Here is a 26,204-nt window from a genome sequence, read left to right on the forward strand (position 1 = left end):
AAATGATTATTATGGATTTGGCAGGGAGATAGCAGGAGCAGGAAACATTAACCCAACTCCGGATAACAAGTACAAGTATAATGGGAAGGAGTTTCAGGAGGATTTAGGGCAGTTAGATTACGGCGCAAGGTTCTATGATCCGGTGATTGCGAGGTGGAATGTGGTGGATCCGTTGGCGGAGAAGATGAGGGGATATTCGCCTTACACCTATGCCTTCAATAATCCTATCAGGTTTATTGATTATGGCGGACTTTATCCGATTGAAATTATAACGAGAAGCTATGCTCCTTTTAAAACCTTTGGCCCTGGTAACAATTGGTATGGAGACGGTAGAGGAGCTTCTGTTAGCAGGAATGCTTCGTCTAGGTCAAGCGTAACCATTAGACATAATACAGAAACTAGAGTTACCACAGCGACAGGATCAAGTAGAAGGTCTCACACGGTAGATGGTTCTAAGGATGCAATGTCTACGACAGTTGTGGAAGAGAATAGATCAAGGGGTAATAAGATAGACGTTCATTCTGCAGGAAGAAATGAAGCTCAAGTTGGTTCATGGGATATAGATCAGTTTACCAAGTTAACGGCTAACATAGAGGGCAACGTCAAAGGCAATCATATTCTTAATATATCAGGAACGATCAGTGGAGATGATTTCCCTAATCAAGAATCAATTGTATATGATAGTAAAGGAAATGGCGTAATGCTGGGTGCTTTTGCAACCTCAGGAGACAGACAGTCTGGTCCAGTTACTGATTTGCCGTTAGAAAATGAAGGTGATGTTCAAATGAAAGTTGGTGTGAGAATCAACGTTGATAAAAATGGAGTTTTTCAAGGTATATCAGTCAATGAGAATGGCAAGAATACGGTGATATCCATTGCAGATTGGAATAAACGATTTGTTAAAACAGATGAAAACAAAAAATAGATTTTTAGTAACACTAGTTTCCGCAAGTGTACTTTATTTTCTTCTGTATTGGTTTCTCAATGACCTGTTTTTATATGCCATTGGTGGTGCCTTAAGTGTAGTAGTGAGACTTTTTAATAAACAGACAAATGTTCCACTGCTGATTTTTTTATGGGTAGCTCTACTGGGAGTTGCTACCTTTTTTTATTACAAGTTCAACAGTAGGCCTATTAAGTATTTGTTCCTTTTACTAGTTGCGGTACTACTTTATGTTGTCGACTTTATTCTTTACGATATAGTAAGTTTTGATACATTGGATAGGAAGGTCATATTTCTGACGGTCGCAGCTATGGTACTCATTAAAGGTCTAGTCCTATCACTGGTGGTTTATTTCGAAAGTAAAAAAAACTAACTGGTTCACGCGTGTCTCGTGTGTCGATTGTAAAGTAAAACGCCTGGTTCTTGAGTAGAGCCAGGCGTTTTTGTGTTATTAGGCGTAAGCCCTTTTGGTTTTATAATCCCTGATGATAAGATCAATATAATGAAAAACCCACTGCTTTTCTTCAGCCGGTAGCGTTTCCAGTTCGTCCAGGCGTTTGACCGTCTCCTTATCGTAAGCAGCGTTCATTCCTTCGCCCAGCAGAAAATCTACAGAAACTTCGAAGGCTTTGGCCAGCTTTACAATCACTTCGATAGAAGGTAAATTGTCGCCTCTTTCATACTTGCCAATCATTACACGAGAAGCCTCAATCTCTTTAGCCAGATCATCCTGCGACCAGTTCTTGGCCTTTCTAAGCTGGGTTATACGTTCTCCAATGTTAATCATGTTTATCTAAAAGCGCTGTTATTGCAGCTTTATATACACTAACTGTCCGTAGTCTGTAGCGTGGCTATAAGGGTAAGGGACTACGGATTGTCAAATTGAAAAGAGTTTGTAACTCGATAAAAAGCAAAACAACTGGTTCTGTCAAACGAGCCAGATGTTTGGATATAGATCGGCCTATATCTCAAACTGTCATAAGTTATCTATGGGCTTGCGAAGAGTATGAGTAGCCTTGTGCTTTAATTACTGCCATTGCTTTTAACAACGATCTTAATCGCATTCAATAAAATAAAAGTTCCATTATTTCTGAAAATAATTTCTTCACTGCAGTTTAACTGCAGTGTAAATATTCAATTTTGATATTTCACAGCATATTATAAAGTATGAGAAAAATATTTCTTCTTTCTGCCATTTTATTCTGTATAAATATCGCTTTTGCACAAACCGATGATATTGTCCATAAGAGCGGCGATGAAACTATAACAGGGATAAAAACTTTTAATAGTATTTTAAATGCTAATGGAGGGATTTCTTCTGATGGAAATGTCGTGGCAAAAAATGGAGCATTATTAGTAAGTAATAGTAACGGGGGAGTAAGTGCCTCCAGCTTTGCCTCTATAGAAGTAAATACAGATATAAGAAATGCAAACAGAGGAGCTATATATATAATCCCTGGCCAAAGTAGTGATAGAATATATTTTGGAACTGCTGGAAAAACTCTATTTGCATTGAATTTTCAGTATGTTGGTCAAATTGAGAATATGCCTGTTTTTAATACAGGCGGCCTTACTCTCGGAACATCCGCGGGCTCAAGTCATAGTATAGGAAGAGTGGGAACAGATGTTTATTATAATTCATCCGGACCTAATGGTGGGAATCATCGATTCTTCACCAAAGAACAAACCTATGCAGGGTATGGTACTTCTACCGAAAGAATGAGATTGTCGGCTGCAGGTAACCTTTTGATTGGAACTAAAGTAGATGATGGCTACTCAAAATTAGCTGTAAACGGAAGGATACGTGCTAAAGAAATCAAAGTAGAAACTGCGAATTTTCCTGACTACGTCTTTCAAAAAGACTACTTTTTACTTCCCTTAAACGATCTCGAAAAATTTATAAAACTAAATAACCATCTTCCGGAAATTCCGTCGGCAAAAGAGGTAGAAGAGAATGGCGTAAACCTGGGAGAAATGAACGCAAAGCTCCTTGAAAAAATTGAAGAACTTACCCTGCATCTTATCGAACAAAACAAGAAGTTAGAACTTCAGCAACAACAAATTGACGTACTATTAAAAAAAGTTGGCTCCGCTGAAAAATAAATGTTATTTTGAAAAAGTTTTTTAGATCACAGCTCTCATTACTATGTTATCTTTTTGCAAAACAAAAGTAAAAGCCTATACGCTTACAGAAATTCTTGTCGTATTGGTTATTATTGGCATCCTGGTACTACTGGCCCTGCCGAATCTCCTTCCATTAATAACGAAAGCAAAAAGCACGGAAGCCAAAGTTCAACTCGAACACGTATATACGCTTGAACGGAATTACTTCTTTGAAAAGTCGAAATATTCTACAGATTTGAAAGAGATTGGCTTTATCCAGGAAAAGCTGACAACAGATGGAAAGGATGGACGTGCAAATTATCGGATTGAAATTGTACAATCTGGTCCTGCGACTTTTATTGCACGTGCCACAGCTGTAGCCGATTTTAACGGAAATGGCACTTTCAATGTTTGGGAGATTGACCAGGAAAAGAACCTGAAAGAAGTAGTTGCGGATTAATGCTTGTGAAAACAGGAGTGATTATTTGCCTGCTGTTCCTGTTTTATCAGGATATGAAGCACCGGGCAGTTTATTGGATAGTGTTTCCAATTTTACTGATCCTGCTTTTTCTTGTTTCAAAGGAGCAAGATTACTTTCCGATTGTGCTTACCAATAGTTTTGTTAATATACTGTTTCTTCTTATCCAACTGATTCTTCTTACAGGATACTTTTCAATAAAGAAAAAGCAATGGATTAACTTACTTAATAGTTACCTGGGGCTCGGAGATGTACTTTTTCTGCTTACAATTGCTTTTTATTTCTCACCGGCAAATTTCCTGGTGTTTTATATTATAAGTCTCTTGCTTGTCCTGCTTGCAACTATCCTGTTTTTTAGTCAAAATACTCAACGAACTTTCAAGATCCCTCTTGCAGGTCTCCAATCCCTTTTTTTTGCCTTGATTTTGCTTATGGATTGGAACAACAATTCATTAAATCTTCAAAACGATCAATGGATACTTAATTACTTACAATGATGGAGGGGGAGCAGGAAATAACGATTTCAAGTAAAGCTGTTCATCTGTTGAGCAGGGAACAGGCATGGCATTATCGCATACTTCCCAAGGAAGAAAAGACAGACCTTACTACTTTTTACTGTGAGGAGGATGCCGATGAAAGTACCTTAAATCTGGAGCTGGAAGTAATATTAGGTAAACAGGTCGGTCTTGAGAAACTTCCCCAGTCTGAAATTAACCGGCTTTTATCTACCTACTATTTCAACGAGAATAAGCGAACGGATCTTCCCTCTTCGACTGTTTCTTTGAACAATACTGATTTTCTGACAAGACTTGTTCTGGAAGCGAAATCATTAAAAAGCAGTGATATTCACATAGAGACCTATGAGCATAAATGTCGTGTCCGTGTTCGAATCGACGGTATGATGATTGAGCGTTACCTGCTGCAAAAGGACGAATATCCTTCGTTGATCAACAAGATTAAGATTATGGCTAACCTTGACATCGCCGAAAAGCGATTGCCACAGGATGGCAGGGTTAATTTCAAAGAACAGGGAGAACAATTCGATATTCGTGTTTCGGTTTTGCCTACCCTGCATGGTGAAAAGGTCGTTCTTCGTCTGTTAAACAATAACGCTACTAATATTGAAGTCACCCAACTGGGATTTTCTGATTTCGATCTTGAAAATTACCTGCAGGGAGTGAAACGGCCCAATGGCATGCTGTTGATAAGCGGACCTACCGGTTCGGGAAAGACAACCACCTTATACGGTACTTTAAAATATCTTAATAAAGAAACCCGCAACATACTTACGATTGAAGACCCTATTGAGTATACGCTGGAGGGCATTAACCAGGTACAGTTGAAAGAAAGTATCGGACTTGGTTTTGCTTCTGCACTACGAACTTTTCTGCGACAGGATCCTGACGTGATCATGGTAGGAGAGATCCGTGACCAAGAAACAGCAAACATGGCTATCAGGGCTGCCTTAACGGGTCACTTGGTTTTATCAACTATTCATACAAATTCAGCATGGGGAACTGTATCCCGCTTAATGGACATGGGAATTCCGGGTTTTCTGGTGGCAAATACGTTGAATACGAGCGTAGCTCAGCGTTTGGTACGGTTGCTCTGTCCGTCCTGTAAAATAAAGACCGGCTGTAGTCGCGACTTGTATCCTAAACATTTTAAACCATTTTATCGCGTTCACGAGCATTATATCAGTAAAGGCTGTCAGGAATGCTATTACACAGGGTATAAAGGCCGGAAAGCGGTATATGAAGTTATTCCTATAGACCAGGAACTGGCCATTGAAATTAAGCAAGGTAATTTGTATATCGATTCTCTACTGAAGGAGAGAGGAATCCGGACACTTGCAGAAAATGCTTTCGATTTGTTTGCGGAAGGCCAAACCTCCTTAGAAGAAATTTACCCATTACTTTTTAGCTATTGATGAAAGATTTTTACATAAGAAAGTGGAGTTTAACAGGAATGATTTGTCTGCTGTTTTTTTCTTTTCATATTTCAGTATATGGACAAACTTCTTCTCAGGAACGGTATAGGCTGGTAGAAGAAAGGCTGAGGAACCTGGCAGTGACAGTTCCAGGCTTAAACCAAAAAGTGCAATTAGCGGTATCTGGAGCCTCGGCACAAGAATTTTTAAGAGCGCTTGCACAGGCCAATAACCTCAATATCAATATTGATCCTGCCCTGGATTTTAAGATCTATAATAATTTTACCAACGAGACCGCTTTAAATGTATTGCTGTTTCTAACCAAGCAATTCGATCTGGATATAAACCTGACAGGTTCCATTATGTCCATTACCCGAGTTTCTCCGCCTATTCTACAGGTGCCCCGCAGAGAGATCAACGTGCGGTACAATAATGCCGCTAATACTTTAAGCATGGAGTTGAACAACGATACCCTGGGCCTGGTTGCAAGAAAGATATCCCAACTGTCACAAAAGAACGTTGTGGTTCCTTCATCGTTGTTTAATAATCGCGTGACCGCTTTTTTTACCGAAGCTCCGTTTGAAACGGCTTTAGAAAAACTCGCTTTTGCCAATAATCTGAAAATAACCCGGACAACGGATAATGTGTATGTTTTTGAAGGACTAACAGAAGGCGAGGAGCTTTTTATTGATAAGGATAGAACAACTGCTGTACGGAGAAATTCCCGTCCCGGTTCAGCAGGGAATACGCAGCCAGGAGGAGGGAACTTCAGTATTTACAGTAAAACGTCTTCTCTGGGCAATCGCCTTATTAGTGTGGATGCTTCCAATACAGCTATTCTCGATCTTGTTAAAGCTACTTCACAGGAAGTGAAAGCGAATTACTTTCTTTATTCGGATATAAAAGGAAATGTTACTACACGTGTAAATGATATCAGTTTTGATGATTTTTTAAGTTCGCTTTTCCAGGGATCCGATTACACTTTTAAAAAGGACAATGGGGTGTATCTGATCGGGGAACGACGACTGGAAGGATTAAGGACGAATAAGGTTATTCAGCTTCAATACCGTTCTATTGATACCATTCAGGCGATGATTCCAACAGAGTGGAGAAAGGGAGTGGAAATAAAGGAATTCAGAGAACAGAATACGCTGCTGCTGTCCGGTTCTTCTCCTCAGATAACTGAAATTGAAAATTACATACACCAGATAGACCGACTGGTGCCGATGGTATTAATAGAGGTAACTCTGCTGGATGTAAGAAAAGGAAAGACGGTTAAAACAGGAATTAGTGCAAATGTTGCCGACAGTACGGTAAAAGCAGGAGGAAGTATTTTTCCAGGTGTTGATTATACCTTTACCGCCAGTTCGATCAATGATTTTTTGTCGCGTTTGGGTAGAAATAATTCTATTAATATCGGGAGAGTAACTCCTAATTTTTATGTGAAACTGAGTGCTTTGGAGCAGAATAATAACGTGGAAGTGCGCTCAGTTCCTAAATTATCAACTCTTAATGGTCATACGGCAAATTTAAGTATCGGAAGCAAACGGTATTATAGTACACGTACACAGAATGTCATTCCCTCATTAAGTTCACAGACACTCATAACCGAGCAGTATACACCCGTAGAGGCTAATCTCGCTATAAAAATTAAACCTATAGTTTCCGGCGATGACCAGGTTACCTTAAATATCGATATTGATATTTCTGATTTTATAGGTAATCCACCGATGAATGTTCCGCCACCAACTTCAACCAGTAAATTCGAATCCATTATCCGGGCTAAGAACGAAGACATGATAGTGCTCGGAGGACTTGAGCGTACTGAAAAAAGCGATTCCGGCTCTGGCGTTCCTATTTTGTCTCGTATTCCGGTTTTAAAATGGCTTTTCAGCAGCCGGGAGAAATCGAATAATAAGGTCGTAACGATAGTGTTCATCAAACCGACGATTATTTATTAAGATGAGCTGGCTGAGTACATATGAATGGTTATCCTTCTGTTCTGGAATTGAACTGAACATACAGGGGGAGAATCAATACAAAGCAAAGGTGTGCTCTGTTTCTGTCAATAAATCAGCCCTTCATATCGATGATAAAGCGGAGCTTGAAGGAGATTTAAAAACGATTTTTAAAAAAGTACAGGGAAAAGAGGCAATAGCAGTAACGCTGACGGGTAAGGGTATTCTGATAAAAAAAACTGATCGGATTGAGGTGATAAGCCAGGAAACTCTCAGTAAAGTTTTTCCTAATCTGGTTATTGAGAATTTTTATATACAAAACTTTATTTCCGGTGATCATTCTTTTCTTTCTATCATCCGGAAAGAACTGGTAGATGTGATTTTTGAAGAAGCATTGAAAGTTGGTTTGAAGGTTTTAGTTATCAGTCTTGGCCCATTTGTTGTCTCGCAGGTACTGAATCAGTTTAACAATTACAACGATCAGTTCATTTTTGACGGACATCGAATCAACTATGATACACAGTATCAATGGCTGGAGTATTCTTATAATCCGGATTTACGATCGCCGTTTCCTTTAAAAATTGATGTTGAAACTATTCCTGAAACCTTTGTCCTGTCTTATGCTACTGCTTTCCAGTTGGCGCTATTTAACCGCTTGCTTCCTGTATCTGTAGAAAGTGATGTTACAGTTTCTGCTTTGACTGAATTTAAAGAAGAAAAGAAATTTAAAATGAGGCTTACGGGGATTTTAGGCGCTTTCTTTTTTCTCCTGCTGATGAATTTTCTGATCTTCAGTATCTACAGTAATAAAAATGAAGAATTGATATCGCGGGTAAACCAAAGTTCAGCCAGCATAGAGACTCTTAAAGGTATAGAAGAAGACATTGAGATCAAAGAAGTGCAGCTTCAGGACCTTGGTTGGAAGAAGGGAATAAAGTATGCGTTTTTATCTGATCAGATTGCTCAAACTACTCCTTCTGCTGTAAACCTTGTTCAATTAGCTATAAATCCTGTGAATACTGTAAAAACGACCAGTGAGCGACGGGAAGTCATCGACATGGGTAGTATCGAAATAAGGGGCAGAACAGATAACATGCAGGCAGTTAATAACTGGATCTATATGTTGAAAGAAAAGAAATGGGCACAGGAAGTTTTACTTACAAGCTTTTCCCCGTCGACAGATAGCGATCAGGAAGCATTAAGTCAGGAGTTTACTATAAAAATTAAATACTAATGCTGAAAGGTTTATCTTATCATGTAAAGAATAAATTATTGTTGGTAACAGCGGCTCTTCTGCTAATTCTTTCCTGGATATTCGCGTTCAGCAAAACCGTCGATGTTGTTGCACAATATCGGAACTTGACCAGACAGCACGATGAGAGCAATGATTTGTCATACAATCCCGAATATCTAAACAGAAAAAAGTCTGCAATTAATACTATTCTGAAAAGATACCAGGTTGATTCGGCGGAGTGGAAAAATGAATTCTGGTTGAATGTGTCCTCGGTAGCTTCAAACAGGGGCATCGCAGTTATTTATTCACCGGACAAGATTAGTCTTTCCTCAGACAGCTCTTCCAACGCGTTAAAACAAAAAATTCAGTTCCTCGGCCAGTTCAAGCCTTTGGTAGCCTTGCTTGATTCTTTAGAAAAAACACCACGGGTAGGCAAGATTACCAGTGTAAGTTTTGAAAGGGAAAAGAAAAGGGGATATGAGGGAGAGAAAGAAGAGGTTATTTTAAAAACAGCCTTTACAGCAATAGTAAAGTAAATAGTGTATGAAGAGAATAATAGTTTTAATTGGAATGATGTCAATATTTTCTTCCTGCAAAGAATTCATTGAGTCATCAGTAAAAGATAAAAAAGTAAGATTACTGGCGCCGGGTGATAGTGTACAAACTAATAATTATAATCAGACCTTTTGGTGGGAGCCTGTTGAAGATGCGTCTTCTTACCGCTTACAGATCGTGAGTCCTTCGTTTGACAGTATTGTAAGTTTAGTGACAGATACAGTTCTTAATACAGATAAGTTTCAATTTACACTTGAGCCAGGGACATACCAATGGCGGGTACGGGCGGAAAATGGTAGCAGTCAATCTCTCTATACCACCCGGTCTTTAACTATTTTTTCTTCAACAATAGCAGAGCAACATGTGCAGGTTATAAGCCCTTCTAATAATTTACTCACCAATGAAGCAGATATTACTTACCGGTGGAATAAATTGTTTGGAGCAACTCAGTATCGTCTTCAGATAGATACGAATAATTTTGCCGATACGACTAAGCTCTTGTATGATCAGACAACGGTTAATTCAGAATTTAAAGTTCCGTTAAGTAAAGAAAAAGTTCATCAGTGGCGGGTGAGAGCAGAGAACGATTCGCTCAAATCAAGATGGTCTGCAATTTATCGTTTAACCTTTGACGCTACGCCTCCTGAAAAAGTAGTTTTAAGTTCTCCGACGACAAATGAATCAGTTACTAAACCCGTAAATTTAAAATGGGAGGCGGTTGCCGGAGCAGGAAAGTATGAATTGATCGTTTTAAAAAGTGATTCTTCGTCTGTATATAACGCTACATTCCCCAAAGTGCTTACTGCTACCAGTTTCTCTTTTAATGAAGGAACGACCAACGAAAAGTTATACTGGAAGGTAAGGGCTATTGACGAAGCAGGAAATAAAGGGATTTTTAGTGAGGTTCGAAGCTTTACTGTTCAATAAAGTCAATGAAATCCAAAAAGATAACCTATATTCTCATTGTTTCTGTAGCCGCGATATGGGGAATAATATTTTATCGCATTTTTTTAGCTGCAAATAAGGATGATGACAATCTTGAACATCTTAGCGAGACTGTTTCTTTAGCTTCCGAACCGCTGGAGAATTACGATGAACAGGATACTTTTAAGTTGGCGCTCAATTACCGTGATCCTTTTCTGGGAACTACAGCAAAAGATACGTTGACTGTTATGCCTGTTATAAATCCTTCAACTTCTGCACCTGTAAGTGTTACAGCTCCTTCGATCAATTGGGATATTATTAAATACACGGGATTTATAATTAATCCTTCTACAAAGAAGCGAGTTGCCCTGGTACGAATTAATGAAAGGGAGAAAATGCTTTCCGAGGGAGACCGTAGTGAGGGCGTAAAACTCCTCAGAAATCTGAAAGATTCAATTCAGATTTCCTATCAGGGAAAAACGAAATACATTGTTTTGAAATAGTTGTATGAAATACTTGTTTACCATTATTGCTGCTGTTCTTTTTAATGCTTTTGCATTTTGTCAGTCTTATAAAAAACTCGTGGAACCTAAAGTTACTATTAGCTATCCCGATCATTCGGTGACCTTCTTTGTGAAAGCGATGAAAGGCACGCTTTCATCAGATACCGAGAAACATTATTACTGGTATTCAGCCAATCATATTTCGATTACACAAGGGGGTTACAGCGGTAAGTTGCTTCATGGTACTTATACTGATTATTACCTGAATAAAAATTTAAAAGAAAAGGGAAAGTTTAATAAAGGGTTAAAAAAAGGGGAGTGGCTATCCTGGTACGAAAGCGGCCACTTGAAAGACAGATATAGCTGGAATTCTGGTAAAAAGAATGGGAAGTATAGTTTATATGATACAGAAGGAAGACTAAAAGAGAAAGGTAAGTACCGGAATGACTTGTTAAACGGTAAAATTACCGTGTATTCGGAAAAAGACTCTTCGTCATATTATCGCAATGGAAAAGCGTATAAACCTAAAAAAATTAAATTAAAACTTCCAAAAAGCATCTCACCGCTGCATTGGATCTTTTAGGAAAAAAGCCAACAGCTCTCAATAGTAACGAGGTTGGCGGCACTGAACATTACATTGACGAAGTAACTGCCCCTGGCAATACGGCACTTATATTAAGCGAGTTAGGAAAAGTTTACGAATTTTCAGGCGACCTTAAGCAAGCGATCGGCTATTATGAGAAGGCGATCAAGGTCCAACAACAATGTAATGACGAAACAAACCTGCTAAGTAGCTATCACCATTTAGGATTTTGTTTAATTCATACCGGAAAAATAGATGAAGGCTTAAAACTATTGTTGTTAACGGTTGAAGGTTTTCATCGAAATCGACAATACGAGTATCTCGGTAATTCGCTATCAGAGATTGGGCACGTAGTTTACGAGCGGCCTGAATTACTCAATAACCCACTTTTGAATGAAGAACGGATTGAAGTGGCACTTGAAAATGTCAGTGAACAATTAACAGATATTTATACTCGGTTAATTTCTGCTATGAATGCTGAGCAAGCGGTTGCCGCTATGCCTAATCCCTTGAAAGGAAAGTTGCTTTATTTGACCATGTTGATATCCTGTACACCTTTCAGGGATCTACTTTGGCGCTCCATGGGCCAACTTTATCAACTGCTAAAAGTCGATAGTTCAAATAAAGACTACCTTCTATTGATCATAGGGCTCGGTTATATCACCGGTGGCGTTGACGAATGGCGTGAAGGGGCTGAGGCCGAGCGGATAATAGAACAATTGTGCTTTCATTGTATCATGCTAAATGGCGGCCGGGATATCAACGGTAAAACTAAAGTATTTCAATGGTTCGCGTTCTGGATGAACACCGTAGGTTTAAGGCAAGGCATTACCCCCGAAGAGATGTGGATAGATGCGTTAAGGATCACGGATATGACCGAGCTCATGAAGAAATACCGTAATTGATCAATCTATATGTAAGTTAATTTCGCGCTATCGTGCTCAAATAAAAAATTAACATTGAGTTAGTTATCAAGAATAGTTGTCATCAACAGAATACTTATCGATCTTTATATTAAGAAAAACTGTATAAATACAAGATTCTTTGCTGATATTTACAGATTCGACTTGCTAATATAGTTAGTATTTTTTTACTTTGTTTTTTTAATTATTTATGGCAGCACTAACTACTTCTGATAATATGCGTCTCACGCTGTCTGGACACGAGACCTTCCATTGCCGACACCTTTGGCTTAAGAAAGGCTACGATTTTGTTCGCGAAGGGCATGCATTCGCTGATGCGGATGCGGTTGTCACTTTGGGTGTAGGAAAAAACATGGTCACAGCAATCAAATTTTGGCTCAAAGCGTTCGACGTGCTTGGACCAAATGATCAGTTAACTGAATTCGCACATTTTTTATTTGATAATGAAGCCGGCATTGACCCTTATTTAGAAGATGATCAAAGTCTTTGGCTATTACATTATAAATTGGTCAAAAATAACTTTGCCTCTATTTACTCGCTGGTATTCAATGAATTCCGGAAAGAAAAAATGCAATTTACCAAAGAGAATTTTCAGGCTTTTGTCCTACGTAAATCAGAGCAAGTCAATCCAAAGACCGCAGGCGACGATTTTGACGTTTTCAAAAAAATGTACCTCAATAAGTCTGAAGACAATAAACTTACCGAAGATTCATTTTTGGGTTTGCTGGCCGATCTACAATTGCTAAAATCACAGCATAAAGGAAGCTATTTTATTGTCAATTCCGATCGCTCTTCTTTAAGCCCGGCAGTATTCCTTTACGCTGTTTTAGATAATGAACAATTTGGCGCATCTGTCAGCCTACAAGCTTTAGAGAATGACGAGAACGGCCCCGGTAACATTTTTGCGCTTAGCAGAAATGCGATTTTAGAATTGATCGATCTGGTAAAAGAGCAATTTGGCGATGACTACACCTTTAACGACCATGCTGGCGTCAAAGAGTTTCAGGTCAAAAAACGCCCTAGTGATATTTATAATGTACTTAAACCCGTTGTGCTATGAAAGGACAATTCACACCATCCATTAATATAGAGCGCGACGAAACCAAGTCCTTTGCTTATATCGCTACACCCAACGCCGTTAAAACCGTCGAGCAGTTGGAATCAGATATTGATGCCGGGCTTCGATCTTTTAATATCATTGGGTCTTATGGCACAGGCAAATCTTCTTTTTTGCTTGCGCTTGAACAGACGTTGACCAACAAAGCAAAACACTTTGATACAAAACTGTTCGCCGGTCGCCCTAACGTTTTTTTAAAGATCGTCGGCAGTTATGAGTCGATCATCGATGTGTTTGCTGAACGCCTTGGCGTTACGCAGATCAAGAATCGTGTCGAGCATACCCTTACGGAGATCATGTCCGTTTATGGCAACATCAAAAAAGACGGGGCCTTAATGATCGTCTTGGATGAGTTCGGCAAGTTTTTGGAGTATGCGGCACAACATGAACCCGAAAAAGAGCTTTATTTCATTCAGCAACTAGCAGAACTGGCCAACGACCCGCGTCATCGCATAGTACTGATCACATCTGTACACCAAAGCTTTGACACCTATGCTTACGACTTAAACAGACGCCTCCGTCAAGAATGGACAAAAGTAAAAGGCCGGTTTAAAGAAGTCACCTTTAACGAACCGGTAGAACAACTGCTATTTTTAGCAGCCGAACATATCGCACGTGCGACCGAGTTTGTACCACCGAAACGGAAGGTCAAAGCGGCTTTGGAGATCTTTGAACGCAGTAAAGCCTTCAAATCTACTTATGCCAAGGAGATAACGGAGAAACTTTTCCCATTGGATCTGCTTTCAGCGAATGTACTGACCCTAGCGCTACAACGATACGGGCAAAATGAAAGGTCCCTATTCTCTTTCCTGGAATCAACCGATAATACCAGTTTGTCTCGATTCGCTCAGCAATCAAAAGAGCCATTCTATAACTTATCGCATGTATTTGATTACCTGACCAATAATTTCTTCTCTTTCCTTAACTCTAAATACAACCCCGATGCCGCTTCTTGGTCGGCGATCAAAGTTGCTATTGAACAAGTGGAAAGTAGTTTTGACCTGGGGATCAATAACTACCTTAAACTGGTTAAAAGCATCGGCCTATTAAATAACTTCTCGGCCACTGGCGCAGTATTGGATGAACAATTCATGGCTGCTTATGCCAATCAAGTGCTCGGAATTTCTGATGCGGAAAACGTGATCAGCGACCTTGTCGCCAAAAAGATCATCCGCTACCGCGCACATAGTAAACGTTATGTATTAACGGAAGAGACCGAGGTCGATATAGAATTGGCACTCCTGGAGGCCGAATCGACCGTTTCTGCGATCACAGATATCCCGACCGTCTTAAAGAAATACTTTGAATTCAGCCCTGCCTTGGCCAAAGAGTTCAGCTATCTTAACGGCACCAGCCGCTACTTTCAATATGAGATCAGTGAGCATCCTCGTTTGATCAAACCCGTGGGCGAGATCGATGGGTATATTCAATTGATTTTTAAAGAACAGCCTGATGAAAGCTTACTAACCGAGCTATCCAAAAATGATTGTGCTAATGTCTTCGTAGCCTATCAAAACACAAAACGCATTAAAACCCTGCTGCATGATCTGGAAAAGACCCAAAAAGTACTTTCCGAAAATTTGCATGACCGGGTCGCGCGTCGTGAATTGGAGAGCATAATTACGCATGAAAAAGCGCTATTGAACCATTACATCTTAGATAATCTTTATAAAGGAGAAGGAGAAGTATTATGGTATTGGAACGGTAATACCGAAACAGTAGGATCGAAAAAAGCCTTCAATAAGTTACTGACCAAGATCTGTAAAGAAGTTTATAAAGAAGCCCCGGTCTTTCGCAATGAACTGGTCAATAAACATAAAATATCCAGTGCCATACACACCGCGAAACGCAACTATTTTAAAGCGTTAGCCAATGATTGGGATAAAGCAGATCTCGGCATCCCTGCACACAAATTTCCGCCTGAGAAGATGATCTTTAAATCATTGCTACAGGATAGCGGATTGGCACCTTACCGAGATGACCAATATCAAGGAATTGCACTTCAGCCTACGGATAATTTTTACCACCTGTGGCGTCAAAGCAACGAGTTTCTCGATAGCACCAAAGGCGCACGCAAGCCTCTTACAGGTCTATCTGAACAACTAAGCGCCGCTCCTTTTAAATTAAAACAGGGGTTCTTAGATTTCTGGATACCCTCTTTTTTATTTTTAAAACGAGATGATTTTGCGTTATATGTAGATGGTGCGTTCATTCCCAATATATCCGAAGAAACGTTAGAGCTGATCGCGAAGAAACCTAAAGATTTTGAGATCAAAGCCTTTGATATCGACGGTGTCAAACTGGATATCTTCAATAGTTACCGGATCATATTAGATCAAGAAAGTAAGCAAAAGCTGGGCAACGTATCATTTATTGAAACGATCAAACCTTTTTTAGTTTTCTACCGCACCTTGCCTGATTACGCAAAACAAACCCAGCGGCTCAGTAAAGAAGGTTTAGCGATCAGAGATGCCATATCCAAGTCTAAAGATCCAGAAGCAACATTCTTTGATACCTTTCCTATGGCATTAGGCACCAATATCACTGAATTGAATGAATTTCCCGAAAACCTGCCTTCCTACAGCGACACTTTGCAGGCGGCGATCAGGGAGATACGTACTTGTTTTGATGGTTTGGTTGAACGCTTTGAAAGTTTTATTCGCCAGGAATTACTTTTTGAGGAGAGCACGCTGAGCTTTGAAGACCTAAAAGCTAAGCTGCAGAAACGCTACCAATATTTAAAGCGGCATCTACTACTACCCAAACAAAAGGCATTTGTTCAACGCATCGATTCCCAGCTGGATGAAAAACGGCCTTGGCTTAGTTCAGTATGTCAAGCGCTCAGTGGTAAACCTTTGGAAAATCTCAACGATGACGACGAGGTTTTACTCTATGATCAAATTCGTGCCATGGTACAAGACCTTGATGGCCTAACAGAGTTATCGGTAATCGATATCGATGAAACCAAAGAAGAGGTTTACAATATACAAGTGACTACGTTTGGCAAGTCCGCTTCTAAAAGCATCATTCGTTTACCGAAACTGGCATCGATACAGTTAGAACCACTGGTTTCTTCATTAGAATCTAATCTTAGCGATGACTTGGAATTGAATAAGGTCGTTTTAACTACATTGCTTCAAAAACTATTGGCCAATGAATAAAGTAAGACACGTACTAGGCATTTCCGGCGGTAAAGACAGCGCCGCCCTGGCCATATATTTAAGGACGCTTTATCCGCTAATGGATATCGAATATTATTCCAGCGATACCGGAAAGGAATTAGACGAAACCTATCAACTGATCCGAAACCTGGAGATCTACCTCGGTAAGTCCATACAGATCCTCAAGGCCGCCGAAAACAGCCATGAAGATCCATTTGATCATTTTTTAAAGATGTACGGCGGTTTTTTGCCTTCATCAAATTCGCGTTGGTGTACCAAAAAACTTAAATTGGAACCCTTTGAAAAGTATGTTGGAACTGACCCGGTAGTATCTTATGTTGGTATTCGCGGAGATGAAGACCGTGAAGGATATATTTCCCGTCGTTCAAACATCCAATCCATCTTTCCATTTCGCCGTAACATTTGGAGTGAAGACGTTATTGAAAAGTTCCTTGCCAACAATATCCAGGAAAAACTGATCGACACACTTCCATCGCTAGGCTTCGGAGCGACAGCCGAAAAGATGCAGCAGGTCTTACTCAAACCATTAAGTATGGCCTACCACATGCACAATAAACTCAACCAGTTATTAGATGTCGGCGTGCGAGAGACCAACCACCTGATATATAGCTTTTTGAAGACCACCAATTATCCTTTGGCATTGGATAACACTTATTTCCCATTGTTAGACAATGAAGATAACTTGAACCGTGATCGCATTTTTCAAATACTCGAAGAGTCCGGTGTAGGTGTACCAAACTATTACAAGAAGATCGATTTTGCGGTCGGAGATCGGTCGTCTTCCTACGCCCGCAGCCGATCAGGTTGTTTCTTTTGTTTTTACCAACAGAAGATCGAGTGGGTATGGTTATATGAGCAGCATCCCGAGCTCTTTCAAAAGGCAATGACCTATGAAAAGGATGGATATACCTGGATGCAGAATGAAAGTCTGGAGCAATTGATCGCACCTGACCGGATCAAGCAGATCAAAACCGAATACATGAAAAGACAGGAGCGCACTAAAACGAAATCCAACTTCTTACTTGATATACTTGATGAAGAAGAAGGTGTTGGTTGTGCCTCATGTTTCATCTAATAGTTTAAGATTATGGAAGGAGTCAAATCATTTGCCGAATCTTTCAAAGAATTTATCTGGGATATCGTCGGCTACTTCGTTCCCGGTTTATATCTACTGATCATCTTGTCCATCTGTATAGATGCTAATTACTTTTATCAAAGCAAATTTCTTAGCCTGTCCGATAAGGAAGTCTCTTTAGGAATCTATTTTATAGCTTACATCCTTGGATATGTTATCTACGGGTTAAGCGAGATCAAAGAAAAATGGTTAGGCGATCGCTCCTATACGAAAAAGAAAGAAGCAGAAGTTAAAGGCCGGGACACCTATGCTAATGCCGTATCGATTATGGAAACACGCCTTTTACCTTTGATCAATCGTCAAGTAAATCTCCGTTCTGTTCGTGAGGCCCGTAATCTGGCGATGAGTACAGCCCCTGAAGCCGATCAAAAGGTCTATACCTTCATGTTTAGATCGGAATTATCCAGACATATCGCTAATGTTTCGGCCATTATCGCTGTGACCGGTCTTTTAAGCTCCTTAATGCATATTTGGTTCACCTTCCCGCCTGCAATTAAGACAGACGCTCATACGGTGACCCTGTACATACTATTGTTGCTTAGCTACTTTTTCTTACGCGAGACACGTAATCGTTTTTACGCCATTGCCATAGGTCTTCCATTTTCTATATTTTTATCCAAACAATTATCACATGCATCACAAGCCTAAAGTATTTCTCTCGGGAGGTTTCCGTAGCAATTGGCAAAAGAGCGTTATCGACCAAGTCGGTGACGATTTCATTTTTTTTAACCCAAGAGAACACGGCTTGAACGACCCAGGAAGTTATACCGTTTGGGATATCCATTTCGTAAAAGAATGTAATATTTTATTCGCTTACATGGAAAAGACCAACCCCTCTGGGTATGGATTAGCATTTGAAGCAGGTTTGGCTTTAGGCCTAAATAAGACCATTATTTTGGTTGACGAACGCTCAGAAAAAGATCCCTCATTCGAGAACTACTTTCAGATCGTTCGGCATTCTTCAGCAATGGTATTTAACAACCTTGCAGATGGAATAGCCCTATTACAACGATTTTCGCATGCTGACCAAAATGATCTTTCGACGCGCTATTAGTTAACCTTACGACATCCAAACACTTTACATGATCACAATTGATAATGCCTTTAATACCGAGAATCGAAGCGTTTTTGAATATTACCAACGCCCCGGTGTCGGCTTCTACATACCGTTATACCAGCGTGAGTACAGCTGGGACTTCGACAACATCGGACAACTACTCGAAGATATCGCTAAAGGGATCGAAAATGTGATCGAAGATGATGACAGCGATGAGAACGAGATCCGTTTTCTTGGTACGATCATCACGGTCACTGAAGCGGATAAAAATAAAGTGCAGCCACAAGATACACGTGCCTTGCCTTCTTCTATTGAAAAAGTTATTGACGGACAGCAGCGCTTATCTACCATATCGTTATTATCTGCATTGCTTTTCAAGCATATCGATATCAGCAAGGAACGGTTATTGAAGTCCCTAAAAAAATTCAGCGAAGAAGACCGTGAAGAATTAATCAATAACATTAACGAGATCACCCAGTTCTGGAAAGATAAGCTGAAGGATGTATTCGCTGTGGACCTCAAACGAGGTACGCCGACCTTAAAACCCAAGATCATCCGCGGTAGTGTCGATAAATGGATCATGTCTGAAACACAGAACGAGAGCTATCGCTCAACTGTTTCCCGCTACTTGTTCGAGTTTATCGACCATTTCTTACGTGGAAAAGAATACCCCAAATTTGACAAAGAAAGTAATGCCGGTAAAAATCTGACCATAGCTAGTAATTGGCTGAACCGGGTAGTATTTGAAGCGCATATCACTGACAATGGCTTTTGCAGCGGGTTGGAAATTATCAACAATATCAATCAGGAGAACATTTGGCAATACGACCGTTCACATTTGATCAGCCTGATCAACAGCGAAGAATTCGAAGATAAAAATTCGTTCAGTTATCAACTCACCGCCATGATACAGATCCTGGCGGTCTGCCACTACCTGTTAGATCGCTGCTGCTTCACGATCATACAGCCGGTCAATGATGATTGGGCGTTTGATATGTTTCAATCCCTCAATGCTACAGGTACCCCATTAACTGCTATTGAGACCTTTAAGCCCTTGGTTGTCAATACTGCCAATCTTGATGGAGGTGAATTTAAGAACTCGATAGAGAACAAATATTTTAACAAGATCGAACGTGCCTTCGAGGACATGAAAAGTGCCGCCCAAAAGAGTAAGCTCACAAACGAGCTGCTGACCTCTTTTGCCTTACCTATCGAGGGGCACAAGTTAGCGACTCACTTCAGTTCGCAAAGGAAGTGGCTAGAGAAAATTTATCAGAAACGCTTGGCTGGCTCAGATGCCAAACGGGACTTCATTAAATTTTTTGGCAACTACTCCGAATTTTACGATGAGATCTGGAACAACTACCGAGCAGACGGCGATATGCCGATCCGCTCATTGATCGGTACATCTGACGCCGACCTGGTATCATTATTAATTCTTTTCCTAAAAGAAAGTAACCATAAGATGTCCATTACCATGCTGGCCAGCTTTTACAGCAATATGGTAGAAGGAAAAGAAGAGTCGGTCGCGAATTTCAGCAATGCTGTCAAAGCGATATCAGCCTTTTACATCCTTTGGAGATCAGCCTATGGTAACGGCGGCCTGGACGATGCCTACCGCACCTTCTTTAAAGGTTCCAAGCAAGGCCTTGAGCCCCACCAATGGATCGAAAGCAGGGATTTTAATTTATCAGAACTTAAAACGTATTTACAACAGGTCTTAGCCGGACGAGAGATCACGGACAGAAATAGCTGGCTTGCCAAAGCATTGCCATTTTGCAGGTATGATAACTCCACCACCATTGTGAAGTTCGCGCTTTATAACGCCGCACACGATACTATTCCGAATACCGACCAGAAGGGGGTGATGAAAGCAGCGACCCCGCATTCAGCACCTTTCCTTCGGTTATCGCAATGGAAAAACCCTGATTTTCAAACGATAGAACATATCGCACCTGAACGTTCAGAAGGCGATTGGAGTACCAGCTTGTATGGCCTGGATAAACTGTACCACTCTGTAGGCAACCTTACTCTGCTACCTAATGGTGTAAATATCAGCGCTAGTAACAGAGGCTGGAAAGAAAAGGTACTTTATTACAAGCACCTCAGCGAACAGGATATTGACAAGCTGGTTGAACTGGCCAATAAAGCCAAAGCAGCAGGGATCGAGTTAGCTGAAAATACCGTTAAGATGTTGCAAGGTTCTAACTATTCCTCCCATATTGCACACATTTTAACCTATGAAGATGCAGAATGGAATGCTGAGATCGTTCAAAAACGTGCCAAAAAGATCTTGGAATTATTATGGGACAGGATCGCACCCTGGATATTTTAAATAATTAACTCTCAAAACAAAGCCCAGTGAAACTTGTTCACTGGGCTTTGTTTTTGGCTTGGTATAATAGGTAGTTTTCTTAAACAGAAGATAAAATTAAAAATGTTTTGCAAAAACATTTGGATATTAAAAAAATGATTCGAATATTTGTTTTCGAAAAACATATTAGTTAAAGATCGAAGTGTTCAAAAACAAAATTATAAAGTATGGCCATTGTATCACCAGCATTAAGAGGGCAAATGGGAACCACGGAGTACTACCTTTCCAAGATGGTGGTCCGCGAGTTACTCCAGGGAGTTAGCCCAGCTCAAGACTATCATGAATGGTGGAGAGATCTTCCTCCACACGAACGCATGCAGCGCGACGCGAACCTCAAACGCGTAAAAGATCAGATAGCACCTTACCTAGCCAAGTCAAAAGACCGTTTTTTTGGTTCTATTATCGTCTTGGTTTACGAAGGTGAACTCATTTTTGAAAGCCTTATCAAAGATTTTAAGTTCAATTTGCCGCGCGCCTATAAAAGTCAAGCAGAAGATATCGGTTTTATCACCATCGATGGTGGAAAGCTATTAGTGTTGGATGGTCAACACCGTTGGTACGGTTTAAAAAGTGTGATGCAAGGAGAGGTCGAAGGCAGTGAAAGTAGTCAGGTCGCCACGGACGAGGTCAGCGTGATCTTCATCAAGCACGAGTCTGACGAGAAGACCCGACGCATTTTTAACAAGGTGAACCGATATGCAAAATCAACAAGCCGTGGTGACAATATCCTTACTAGCGAGGATGATGGTATCGCCATAGTGACCAGAAGATTGGTATATCAACCTATCGGCCCATTCTATTCAGGCGTTAAAATGAACGAGGAGGGTTTGGTGACCTGGAAACACAATACGCTTGCTCCCCGCAGTAAAAGTATCACCACCTTAAGCGCGCTGTATGAAATAACCGAGATCATTTTAAAGTTAAATAGCTGTTTTGAAAACTTCACTGAAAAAGAGACGATCAACCGACCCTCTGACGAAGAACTAGATGAAGCTACCGGTATCGTGGTCGATTTCTGGAATGAGCTATTTGAACAATTCATCCCCTTCAAACAAGTTGTTGATGGTGCTAAACCCGCTAATATACCGAACATGCGTTTGGAAGGTTCACCGTATTCACTGTTATTTAAACCAGCAGGGCAGATCGCGTTCGTGGATGGCCTGGTTGATGCCATCCTACGTTCAGGACTTCATCTAAGCACGGTGATCGAACGTGCTAACAAACGTACTTGGAGTATGAATGATAGCCACTGGACCAATGTGATTATCAATTTGAACAAGTCTATCATAGCCAGCCCTGATGCGCGTGAGCGGGCTAAACAGCTTACGGCCTATTTGCTCGTTGGCGATAAGATGAAAAAATCGGAGATTAAAGAGATAAAATACAATTACAATATTGTTAACGGTATCGATATAGATAATCTACAGACAGACCAGAAAGTATTAGAACTGCCAGAATTGGCATTATAAAGAAAAAGAAACAACCCGATTAGATCCGACCCCTTTCAGGTTGTTAAGTGTGTCAAGTTAAACAGGGGGATATGATCCCGACATGCTTGTATGACGACATTGTTGTGTTAATAACGCAGTAAACATACAAAAATTTTGAAAAATCAAATTTTGTAGGCTTACTCATTTCATACTTCTCTTCCTGTTACCGGAGATTTCCTGCCGAGCAAATGGAGTTTTACCATCAACAATTGATTGGTACAGGCATCTGTACCAGGAGGAGAACGTATGCAACTTACGAACACCGAACTTAAGCGCTTTGTCCGCCGCATCAAACTTAAGCGAGCGAACATGGGCAAGTACCGTGACCAGCTGACACATCTGAAAGAAAAGCTGGAGAAAAAAATGAAAGAGGATGAGCGGAACGCCATCCGGGTAACTAAATTTATTATTGCCGGATCATGGAAGAAACACACCATCCTGCGCCGCACGGGGGATCACCCTGTCGATATCGATCTGGTATTGTATGTGGAAGGAGATGAGAACCTTGCAAAGGACCTTAAAAAGCTCCATGACTTCGTGTACGAGTATCTTACAGCGATCTATCCCACTAAGGATATCGAACGTGATGTGGACGTGGAGGGAAATACCAAGTCCATTAAGATTAAATTTATTGGCTCTGGCCTAGAGGTTGATATCGTACCGGTAGTACCACTAGACAAACCTGCCAGTTATGAACTGCAACCACAGCGGGGCGGCGGAGGTAAATATATTACCAGTGTTAGCGGGCAATTGGCCTTTGCTTGCGCACGCTACAGCGCCAACCACTCCTATAATGCTATTGTGCGCTGCCTCAAGTGGTGGCGTAACTTTAAAGAGCTCAAACCTGAGCTATCCTCGTTTACGATCGAGTTGATCGTTGCTCACCTTGACCTGCAAGAAGGCATTGAGACCAATATCGAAGAGGCGATCATCCGCTTCTTTAGAGTGGTCAGTGGCTCTAATTTCCCCGTGATCAACTTTAAGGGAGCGATCAACCAAATTCCTGCTTTTGGCACACCTGTGTTTGTTGCCGATCCCACTAATAACGACAATAATGCCGCAAAGAAGCTGGACGAGAGTAGTTGGCAAAACGTCAGACAGGAAGCCAATGAAGCCTTTGAAGCGTTGAATTATGCGCAGAGCATAAACACCCAAGGAGCGACCATCGATGAATGGAAAACAGTTTTTGGTCCAAGTTTTAACATTACGGTGGAGGATCAATAATGTCACAAACCATCACGAACACACGGACCTATACCGTAACAGATATCCGAAAAACATTTGAAGGTTTTGAGGCTGATCTTCGAATGATCGCCCGTCGTACCGGTAAGTGGACGCTTGATTATGCCGAGAACGTTGTTCACGACATTTTAGCCCTCGCCGAAGAAAAGTATTTGCAAGCGGTAGATATTACACTCATGTGCAATAACGGCAGTGCTGTTCGCGCCGCGCGTTATACGGTCAATGAGGAAGGTAAGACGATCAGTAGCGAACGTCCAGGCGGTAACGATTGGGAAAATTTCCCTGATACATATCTGGTGGTGATCACCCAATACACCACCAAATGGGCCTTGCTCGGTGCAACAGGTCAACAAAACTTTCAGCTCGAACGATTATGGGTGAACTGGGGAGCGAGCGATATCGATACCCGTTACAGTAATCTCTCCAAACAAAGTGGCCAATTATATGGCAGCAACGGTTATGAACTTCAAAAAACAAATTTTAGATAAGCCATGTCAATTTTCGATCATACCAAAGAACTGCCCGATCAACAGGTCAAGCAGCAAAGCAGCAGCCTTATCGGCTTCGATAAAAAATTTAAAAGAATTTATACGAACCTCAAGCTGCTTTTAGACCAGGAAGGCTTAGCCACCTGGAGCGAGTTACATCATGATTGCCTTTTACCAGCGGTAACCCACCTGACCGACAAATACCCGCTCATTATCCTCGCAGGCGATGCAGGTACGGGTAAGACCGTTACCGCACAAGCCATTGCGGACACGATGACCCGTGAACTAAAAAAGGAAGCACATTTCCTCAAACTCAGCACGCGTGTACGTGGAGAAGGCCTGCACGGAGAAATGGGCAACCTTGTTAACAATGCCTTCCAAGAGCTCAGAAACCTGGCTGGAAAGAAAAAGCTTGCCTTTTTGCTCATCGATGAAGCCGACGCTATCGCCACGACCCGGTCTACTGGCCAAATGCACCAAGAGGAGAAAGCTGCTGTCAACACGCTTATCCAAAAGATCGATGAGATCCGTGAGCTTGGCGGCCGCGCTGTGGTATTCATGTCCACCAACCGCCTGCACTTTTTAGATGAGGCTATTGTCCGCCGTGCTGCCATCGTGCTGGAATTTGAGCGTCCTGACAGCGAAGAGCGCCAGAAATTGTTTGCCCAGGATCTTGAAGGCCTGAACCTGACCGAGGACCAGCTAGCGGAATTAGCTGCATTAACTGGCCCCGACGCCAACGACGGTTTAGGGCATTCCTTCTCAGACCTTCGCCTTAAAATACAACCCGAAGCTATAGCCCGTTGTTACCCCGAACGCCCGCTGACCTTTGCCGTGTTAAAAGAGGTGATCAACGATGTTAAACCTAGCCCCCGGATCAAATAACATGCGACACCTAATTATCAAGACCCTTATATTCTTAGGTAGTGCAGCGCTGGTCATTCACCTGCTGATGATCGGTCAAAGCGATACCCCGCTCAACGCGGTTTTGATCGGACTGGCAGTTAATATTGCTTCGGCACCGATCTACTTCCTGATCGTTGAAGGCCTATATTATCTGAAAGACCTTGGCTTTTTTTTAAAGACCAAGGTGCTCTTTCGTGAACAGGATGTTCGTTTATCGATCAGTTACTTATATCGAATCAAAGTCAATGACCGCTATCTACTGGTCAAGAACCGCAAGAACAATTACTATCAGCTCGTTGGCGGCGCTTATAAAGCACTAGATTCGTCGCGTGCCATATTCAGCCGCTACAAAGTCAAACCGGACCGTAAATTTCAGACCGACCATGGCATTGCGAAGAACGACCTACGCTTCACAGTCCCGGGTAAGCACGTCATACCGATGTTGAACTGGTTCCAGTCGCGCGAAGACCGCGAGATATCTCAATGGCGCGAATTCTGCGAAGAGTTATTGTCTACCAATATCCTGGATCGACAGCTATTCCGATATATAGATTACAGTTACTCGACCACCTTGCGAACGCCGATGCGTAAAGCCAAAAAACTGGATATGCAGGAAGTTCTGCTTTATGAGATCTACGACCTGATCCCTAACAATGAGCAGCTTGCCTATCTGCAAGAGCTGGAAAAACTGGGTGACAACTGCGAGCTAAAATGGGCCGACCGCTTGCTCATTGAGAACCTAGGCTTTAATGAACATAATAAAGAAACCAACTACGAAATCGCCGCTCACACCAAATGGGCCATTTTAGAACGCTGGACCGACGACTGATAAACTATGACAAAATTAACAGTAGTGTCAATATTAAACTGTAGCATAACTTATCGATATCGAATGGTTGTAGTATTAATTCTACCTCGGATTTGGAAATGAAATTAGGATACTAATCTTGCTAATCTCCTTAAATCATCCAAAAAATGGTTCGAGAAGTGCCTGGTTACGTGCACCGAGTAAGTAAAACCTCGATTTCGCAGCGGAAATCGAGGTTTTTTATTTTTCCTGTTCTTGAAAAACTGCGTTT

General features: G+C 41.2%; 23 protein-coding genes. 22 read left to right on the forward strand and 1 reads right to left on the reverse strand.

Translation table 11 applies throughout. From position 1 onward, the window contains the following. Nucleotides 1–925, forward strand: a 925-nt coding sequence (locus ACLCDL_RS08750) for an RHS repeat-associated core domain-containing protein (RefSeq protein ID WP_423147906.1), incomplete at its 5' end; no start/stop codon positions are given. Nucleotides 926–1,394: 469 nt separating this feature from the next. Here the strand turns inward: ACLCDL_RS08750 and ACLCDL_RS08755 are convergent. After that, nucleotides 1,395–1,730: a helix-turn-helix domain-containing protein gene (locus ACLCDL_RS08755; protein ID WP_423147907.1), complete on the reverse strand. Its 336-nt coding sequence runs from the start codon at nt 1,728–1,730 to the stop codon at nt 1,395–1,397. A 380-nt stretch (nt 1,731–2,110) separates the two neighbouring features. Here ACLCDL_RS08755 and ACLCDL_RS08760 point away from each other — a divergent pair, with 380 nt between their 5' ends. The 21 genes from ACLCDL_RS08760 (at nt 2,111) to ACLCDL_RS08860 (ending at nt 25,954) form a co-directional block, all read left to right on the forward strand. Then, entirely contained in the window at nt 2,111–3,046 is a 936-nt protein-coding gene (locus ACLCDL_RS08760) for a hypothetical protein (RefSeq protein ID WP_423147908.1), read from the forward strand. 43 nt (nt 3,047–3,089) lie between these two features. After that, complete coding sequence (locus tag ACLCDL_RS08765; RefSeq protein WP_423147909.1) at nt 3,090–3,506, forward strand: type IV pilin protein; 417 nt, start codon at nt 3,090–3,092, stop codon at nt 3,504–3,506. A 511-nt stretch (nt 3,507–4,017) separates the two neighbouring features. Beyond that, nucleotides 4,018–5,454, forward strand: coding sequence for a GspE/PulE family protein (locus ACLCDL_RS08770; protein WP_423147910.1), 1,437 nt, complete (start codon nt 4,018–4,020; stop codon nt 5,452–5,454). Continuing rightward, a complete protein-coding gene (locus ACLCDL_RS08775; RefSeq protein ID WP_423147911.1) occupies nt 5,454–7,415 on the forward strand; it encodes a type II secretion system protein GspD in 1,962 nt (653 codons plus the stop codon). Before ACLCDL_RS08770 ends, ACLCDL_RS08775 begins: the two co-directional genes overlap by 1 nt. 1 nt (nt 7,416) lies before the next feature. Further along, nucleotides 7,417–8,646: a hypothetical protein gene (locus ACLCDL_RS08780; protein WP_423147912.1), complete on the forward strand. Its 1,230-nt coding sequence runs from the start codon at nt 7,417–7,419 to the stop codon at nt 8,644–8,646. Beyond that, a complete protein-coding gene (locus ACLCDL_RS08785; RefSeq protein ID WP_423147913.1) occupies nt 8,646–9,182 on the forward strand; it encodes a hypothetical protein in 537 nt (178 codons plus the stop codon). The genes ACLCDL_RS08780 and ACLCDL_RS08785 overlap by 1 nt, the downstream gene beginning before the upstream one ends. 7 nt (nt 9,183–9,189) lie before the next feature. Then, nucleotides 9,190–10,128 carry a fibronectin type III domain-containing protein gene (locus ACLCDL_RS08790; RefSeq protein ID WP_423147914.1) on the forward strand — a complete coding sequence of 313 codons (939 nt, stop codon included), beginning with the start codon at nt 9,190–9,192 and terminating at the stop codon, nt 10,126–10,128. A gap of 5 nt (nt 10,129–10,133) precedes the next feature. After that, nucleotides 10,134–10,628, forward strand: coding sequence for a hypothetical protein (locus tag ACLCDL_RS08795; RefSeq protein ID WP_423147915.1), 495 nt, complete (start codon nt 10,134–10,136; stop codon nt 10,626–10,628). Nucleotides 10,629–10,632: 4 nt separating this feature from the next. Then, nucleotides 10,633–11,211, forward strand: a complete 579-nt coding sequence (locus ACLCDL_RS08800; protein WP_423147916.1) for a toxin-antitoxin system YwqK family antitoxin — start codon at nt 10,633–10,635, stop codon at nt 11,209–11,211. Then, nucleotides 11,199–12,116, forward strand: coding sequence for a tetratricopeptide repeat protein (locus ACLCDL_RS08805; protein ID WP_423147917.1), 918 nt, complete (start codon nt 11,199–11,201; stop codon nt 12,114–12,116). Before ACLCDL_RS08800 ends, ACLCDL_RS08805 begins: the two co-directional genes overlap by 13 nt. A 208-nt stretch (nt 12,117–12,324) precedes the next feature. Beyond that, nucleotides 12,325–13,194, forward strand: coding sequence for a DUF4007 family protein (locus ACLCDL_RS08810; protein WP_423147918.1), 870 nt, complete (start codon nt 12,325–12,327; stop codon nt 13,192–13,194). Then, entirely contained in the window at nt 13,191–16,412 is a 3,222-nt protein-coding gene (locus ACLCDL_RS08815; protein WP_423147919.1) for a hypothetical protein, read from the forward strand. Before ACLCDL_RS08810 ends, ACLCDL_RS08815 begins: the two co-directional genes overlap by 4 nt. Then, nucleotides 16,405–17,508: a phosphoadenosine phosphosulfate reductase domain-containing protein gene (locus ACLCDL_RS08820; RefSeq protein ID WP_423147920.1), complete on the forward strand. Its 1,104-nt coding sequence runs from the start codon at nt 16,405–16,407 to the stop codon at nt 17,506–17,508. Before ACLCDL_RS08815 ends, ACLCDL_RS08820 begins: the two co-directional genes overlap by 8 nt. 12 nt (nt 17,509–17,520) lie before the next feature. Continuing rightward, nucleotides 17,521–18,216 carry a hypothetical protein gene (locus ACLCDL_RS08825; protein WP_423147921.1) on the forward strand — a complete coding sequence of 232 codons (696 nt, stop codon included), beginning with the start codon at nt 17,521–17,523 and terminating at the stop codon, nt 18,214–18,216. After that, complete coding sequence (locus ACLCDL_RS08830) at nt 18,200–18,622, forward strand: nucleoside 2-deoxyribosyltransferase domain-containing protein (RefSeq protein ID WP_423147922.1); 423 nt, start codon at nt 18,200–18,202, stop codon at nt 18,620–18,622. The genes ACLCDL_RS08825 and ACLCDL_RS08830 overlap by 17 nt, the downstream gene beginning before the upstream one ends. Before the next feature lie 28 nt (nt 18,623–18,650). Continuing rightward, entirely contained in the window at nt 18,651–20,960 is a 2,310-nt protein-coding gene (locus ACLCDL_RS08835) for a GmrSD restriction endonuclease domain-containing protein (protein WP_423147923.1), read from the forward strand. 206 nt (nt 20,961–21,166) lie between these two features. Next, nucleotides 21,167–22,468 (forward strand): DGQHR domain-containing protein, encoded by a 1,302-nt coding sequence (locus ACLCDL_RS08840; protein WP_423147924.1) that lies wholly within the window; start codon nt 21,167–21,169, stop codon nt 22,466–22,468. Nucleotides 22,469–22,735: 267 nt separating this feature from the next. After that, nucleotides 22,736–23,713 carry a CBASS oligonucleotide cyclase gene (locus tag ACLCDL_RS08845; protein ID WP_423147925.1) on the forward strand — a complete coding sequence of 326 codons (978 nt, stop codon included), beginning with the start codon at nt 22,736–22,738 and terminating at the stop codon, nt 23,711–23,713. Next, nucleotides 23,713–24,219 carry an HORMA-1 domain-containing protein gene (locus ACLCDL_RS08850; RefSeq protein WP_423147926.1) on the forward strand — a complete coding sequence of 169 codons (507 nt, stop codon included), beginning with the start codon at nt 23,713–23,715 and terminating at the stop codon, nt 24,217–24,219. Before ACLCDL_RS08845 ends, ACLCDL_RS08850 begins: the two co-directional genes overlap by 1 nt. Before the next feature lie 3 nt (nt 24,220–24,222). Next, the gene (locus ACLCDL_RS08855; RefSeq protein WP_423147927.1) at nt 24,223–25,104 is read left to right on the forward strand and encodes an AAA family ATPase; all 882 of its coding nucleotides are present in this window, start codon (nt 24,223–24,225) and stop codon (nt 25,102–25,104) included. 1 nt (nt 25,105) lies between these two features. Further along, nucleotides 25,106–25,954 (forward strand): SMODS-associated NUDIX domain-containing protein, encoded by an 849-nt coding sequence (locus ACLCDL_RS08860; RefSeq protein WP_423147928.1) that lies wholly within the window; start codon nt 25,106–25,108, stop codon nt 25,952–25,954. Nucleotides 25,955–26,204 lie beyond the last annotated feature (250 nt).

The sequence above is a fragment of the Rubrilithobacter danxiaensis genome (assembly GCF_047272945.1).
Lineage (GTDB): Bacteria > Bacteroidota > Bacteroidia > Sphingobacteriales > Sphingobacteriaceae > Rubrolithibacter > Rubrolithibacter danxiaensis.

Coding starts and splice junctions, on each gene's coding strand:
- ACLCDL_RS08755 (WP_423147907.1), bottom strand. CDS start 1,730: ATGATTAACATTGGAGAACGTATAACCCAGCTTAGAAAGGCCAAGAAC.
- ACLCDL_RS08760 (WP_423147908.1), top strand. CDS start 2,111: ATGAGAAAAATATTTCTTCTTTCTGCCATTTTATTCTGTATAAATATC.
- ACLCDL_RS08765 (WP_423147909.1), top strand. CDS start 3,090: ATGTTATCTTTTTGCAAAACAAAAGTAAAAGCCTATACGCTTACAGAA.
- ACLCDL_RS08770 (WP_423147910.1), top strand. CDS start 4,018: ATGATGGAGGGGGAGCAGGAAATAACGATTTCAAGTAAAGCTGTTCAT.
- ACLCDL_RS08775 (WP_423147911.1), top strand. CDS start 5,454: ATGAAAGATTTTTACATAAGAAAGTGGAGTTTAACAGGAATGATTTGT.
- ACLCDL_RS08780 (WP_423147912.1), top strand. CDS start 7,417: ATGAGCTGGCTGAGTACATATGAATGGTTATCCTTCTGTTCTGGAATT.
- ACLCDL_RS08785 (WP_423147913.1), top strand. CDS start 8,646: ATGCTGAAAGGTTTATCTTATCATGTAAAGAATAAATTATTGTTGGTA.
- ACLCDL_RS08790 (WP_423147914.1), top strand. CDS start 9,190: ATGAAGAGAATAATAGTTTTAATTGGAATGATGTCAATATTTTCTTCC.
- ACLCDL_RS08795 (WP_423147915.1), top strand. CDS start 10,134: ATGAAATCCAAAAAGATAACCTATATTCTCATTGTTTCTGTAGCCGCG.
- ACLCDL_RS08800 (WP_423147916.1), top strand. CDS start 10,633: ATGAAATACTTGTTTACCATTATTGCTGCTGTTCTTTTTAATGCTTTT.
- ACLCDL_RS08810 (WP_423147918.1), top strand. CDS start 12,325: ATGGCAGCACTAACTACTTCTGATAATATGCGTCTCACGCTGTCTGGA.
- ACLCDL_RS08815 (WP_423147919.1), top strand. CDS start 13,191: ATGAAAGGACAATTCACACCATCCATTAATATAGAGCGCGACGAAACC.
- ACLCDL_RS08820 (WP_423147920.1), top strand. CDS start 16,405: ATGAATAAAGTAAGACACGTACTAGGCATTTCCGGCGGTAAAGACAGC.
- ACLCDL_RS08825 (WP_423147921.1), top strand. CDS start 17,521: ATGGAAGGAGTCAAATCATTTGCCGAATCTTTCAAAGAATTTATCTGG.
- ACLCDL_RS08830 (WP_423147922.1), top strand. CDS start 18,200: ATGCATCACAAGCCTAAAGTATTTCTCTCGGGAGGTTTCCGTAGCAAT.
- ACLCDL_RS08835 (WP_423147923.1), top strand. CDS start 18,651: ATGATCACAATTGATAATGCCTTTAATACCGAGAATCGAAGCGTTTTT.
- ACLCDL_RS08840 (WP_423147924.1), top strand. CDS start 21,167: ATGGCCATTGTATCACCAGCATTAAGAGGGCAAATGGGAACCACGGAG.
- ACLCDL_RS08845 (WP_423147925.1), top strand. CDS start 22,736: ATGCAACTTACGAACACCGAACTTAAGCGCTTTGTCCGCCGCATCAAA.
- ACLCDL_RS08850 (WP_423147926.1), top strand. CDS start 23,713: ATGTCACAAACCATCACGAACACACGGACCTATACCGTAACAGATATC.
- ACLCDL_RS08855 (WP_423147927.1), top strand. CDS start 24,223: ATGTCAATTTTCGATCATACCAAAGAACTGCCCGATCAACAGGTCAAG.
- ACLCDL_RS08860 (WP_423147928.1), top strand. CDS start 25,106: ATGCGACACCTAATTATCAAGACCCTTATATTCTTAGGTAGTGCAGCG.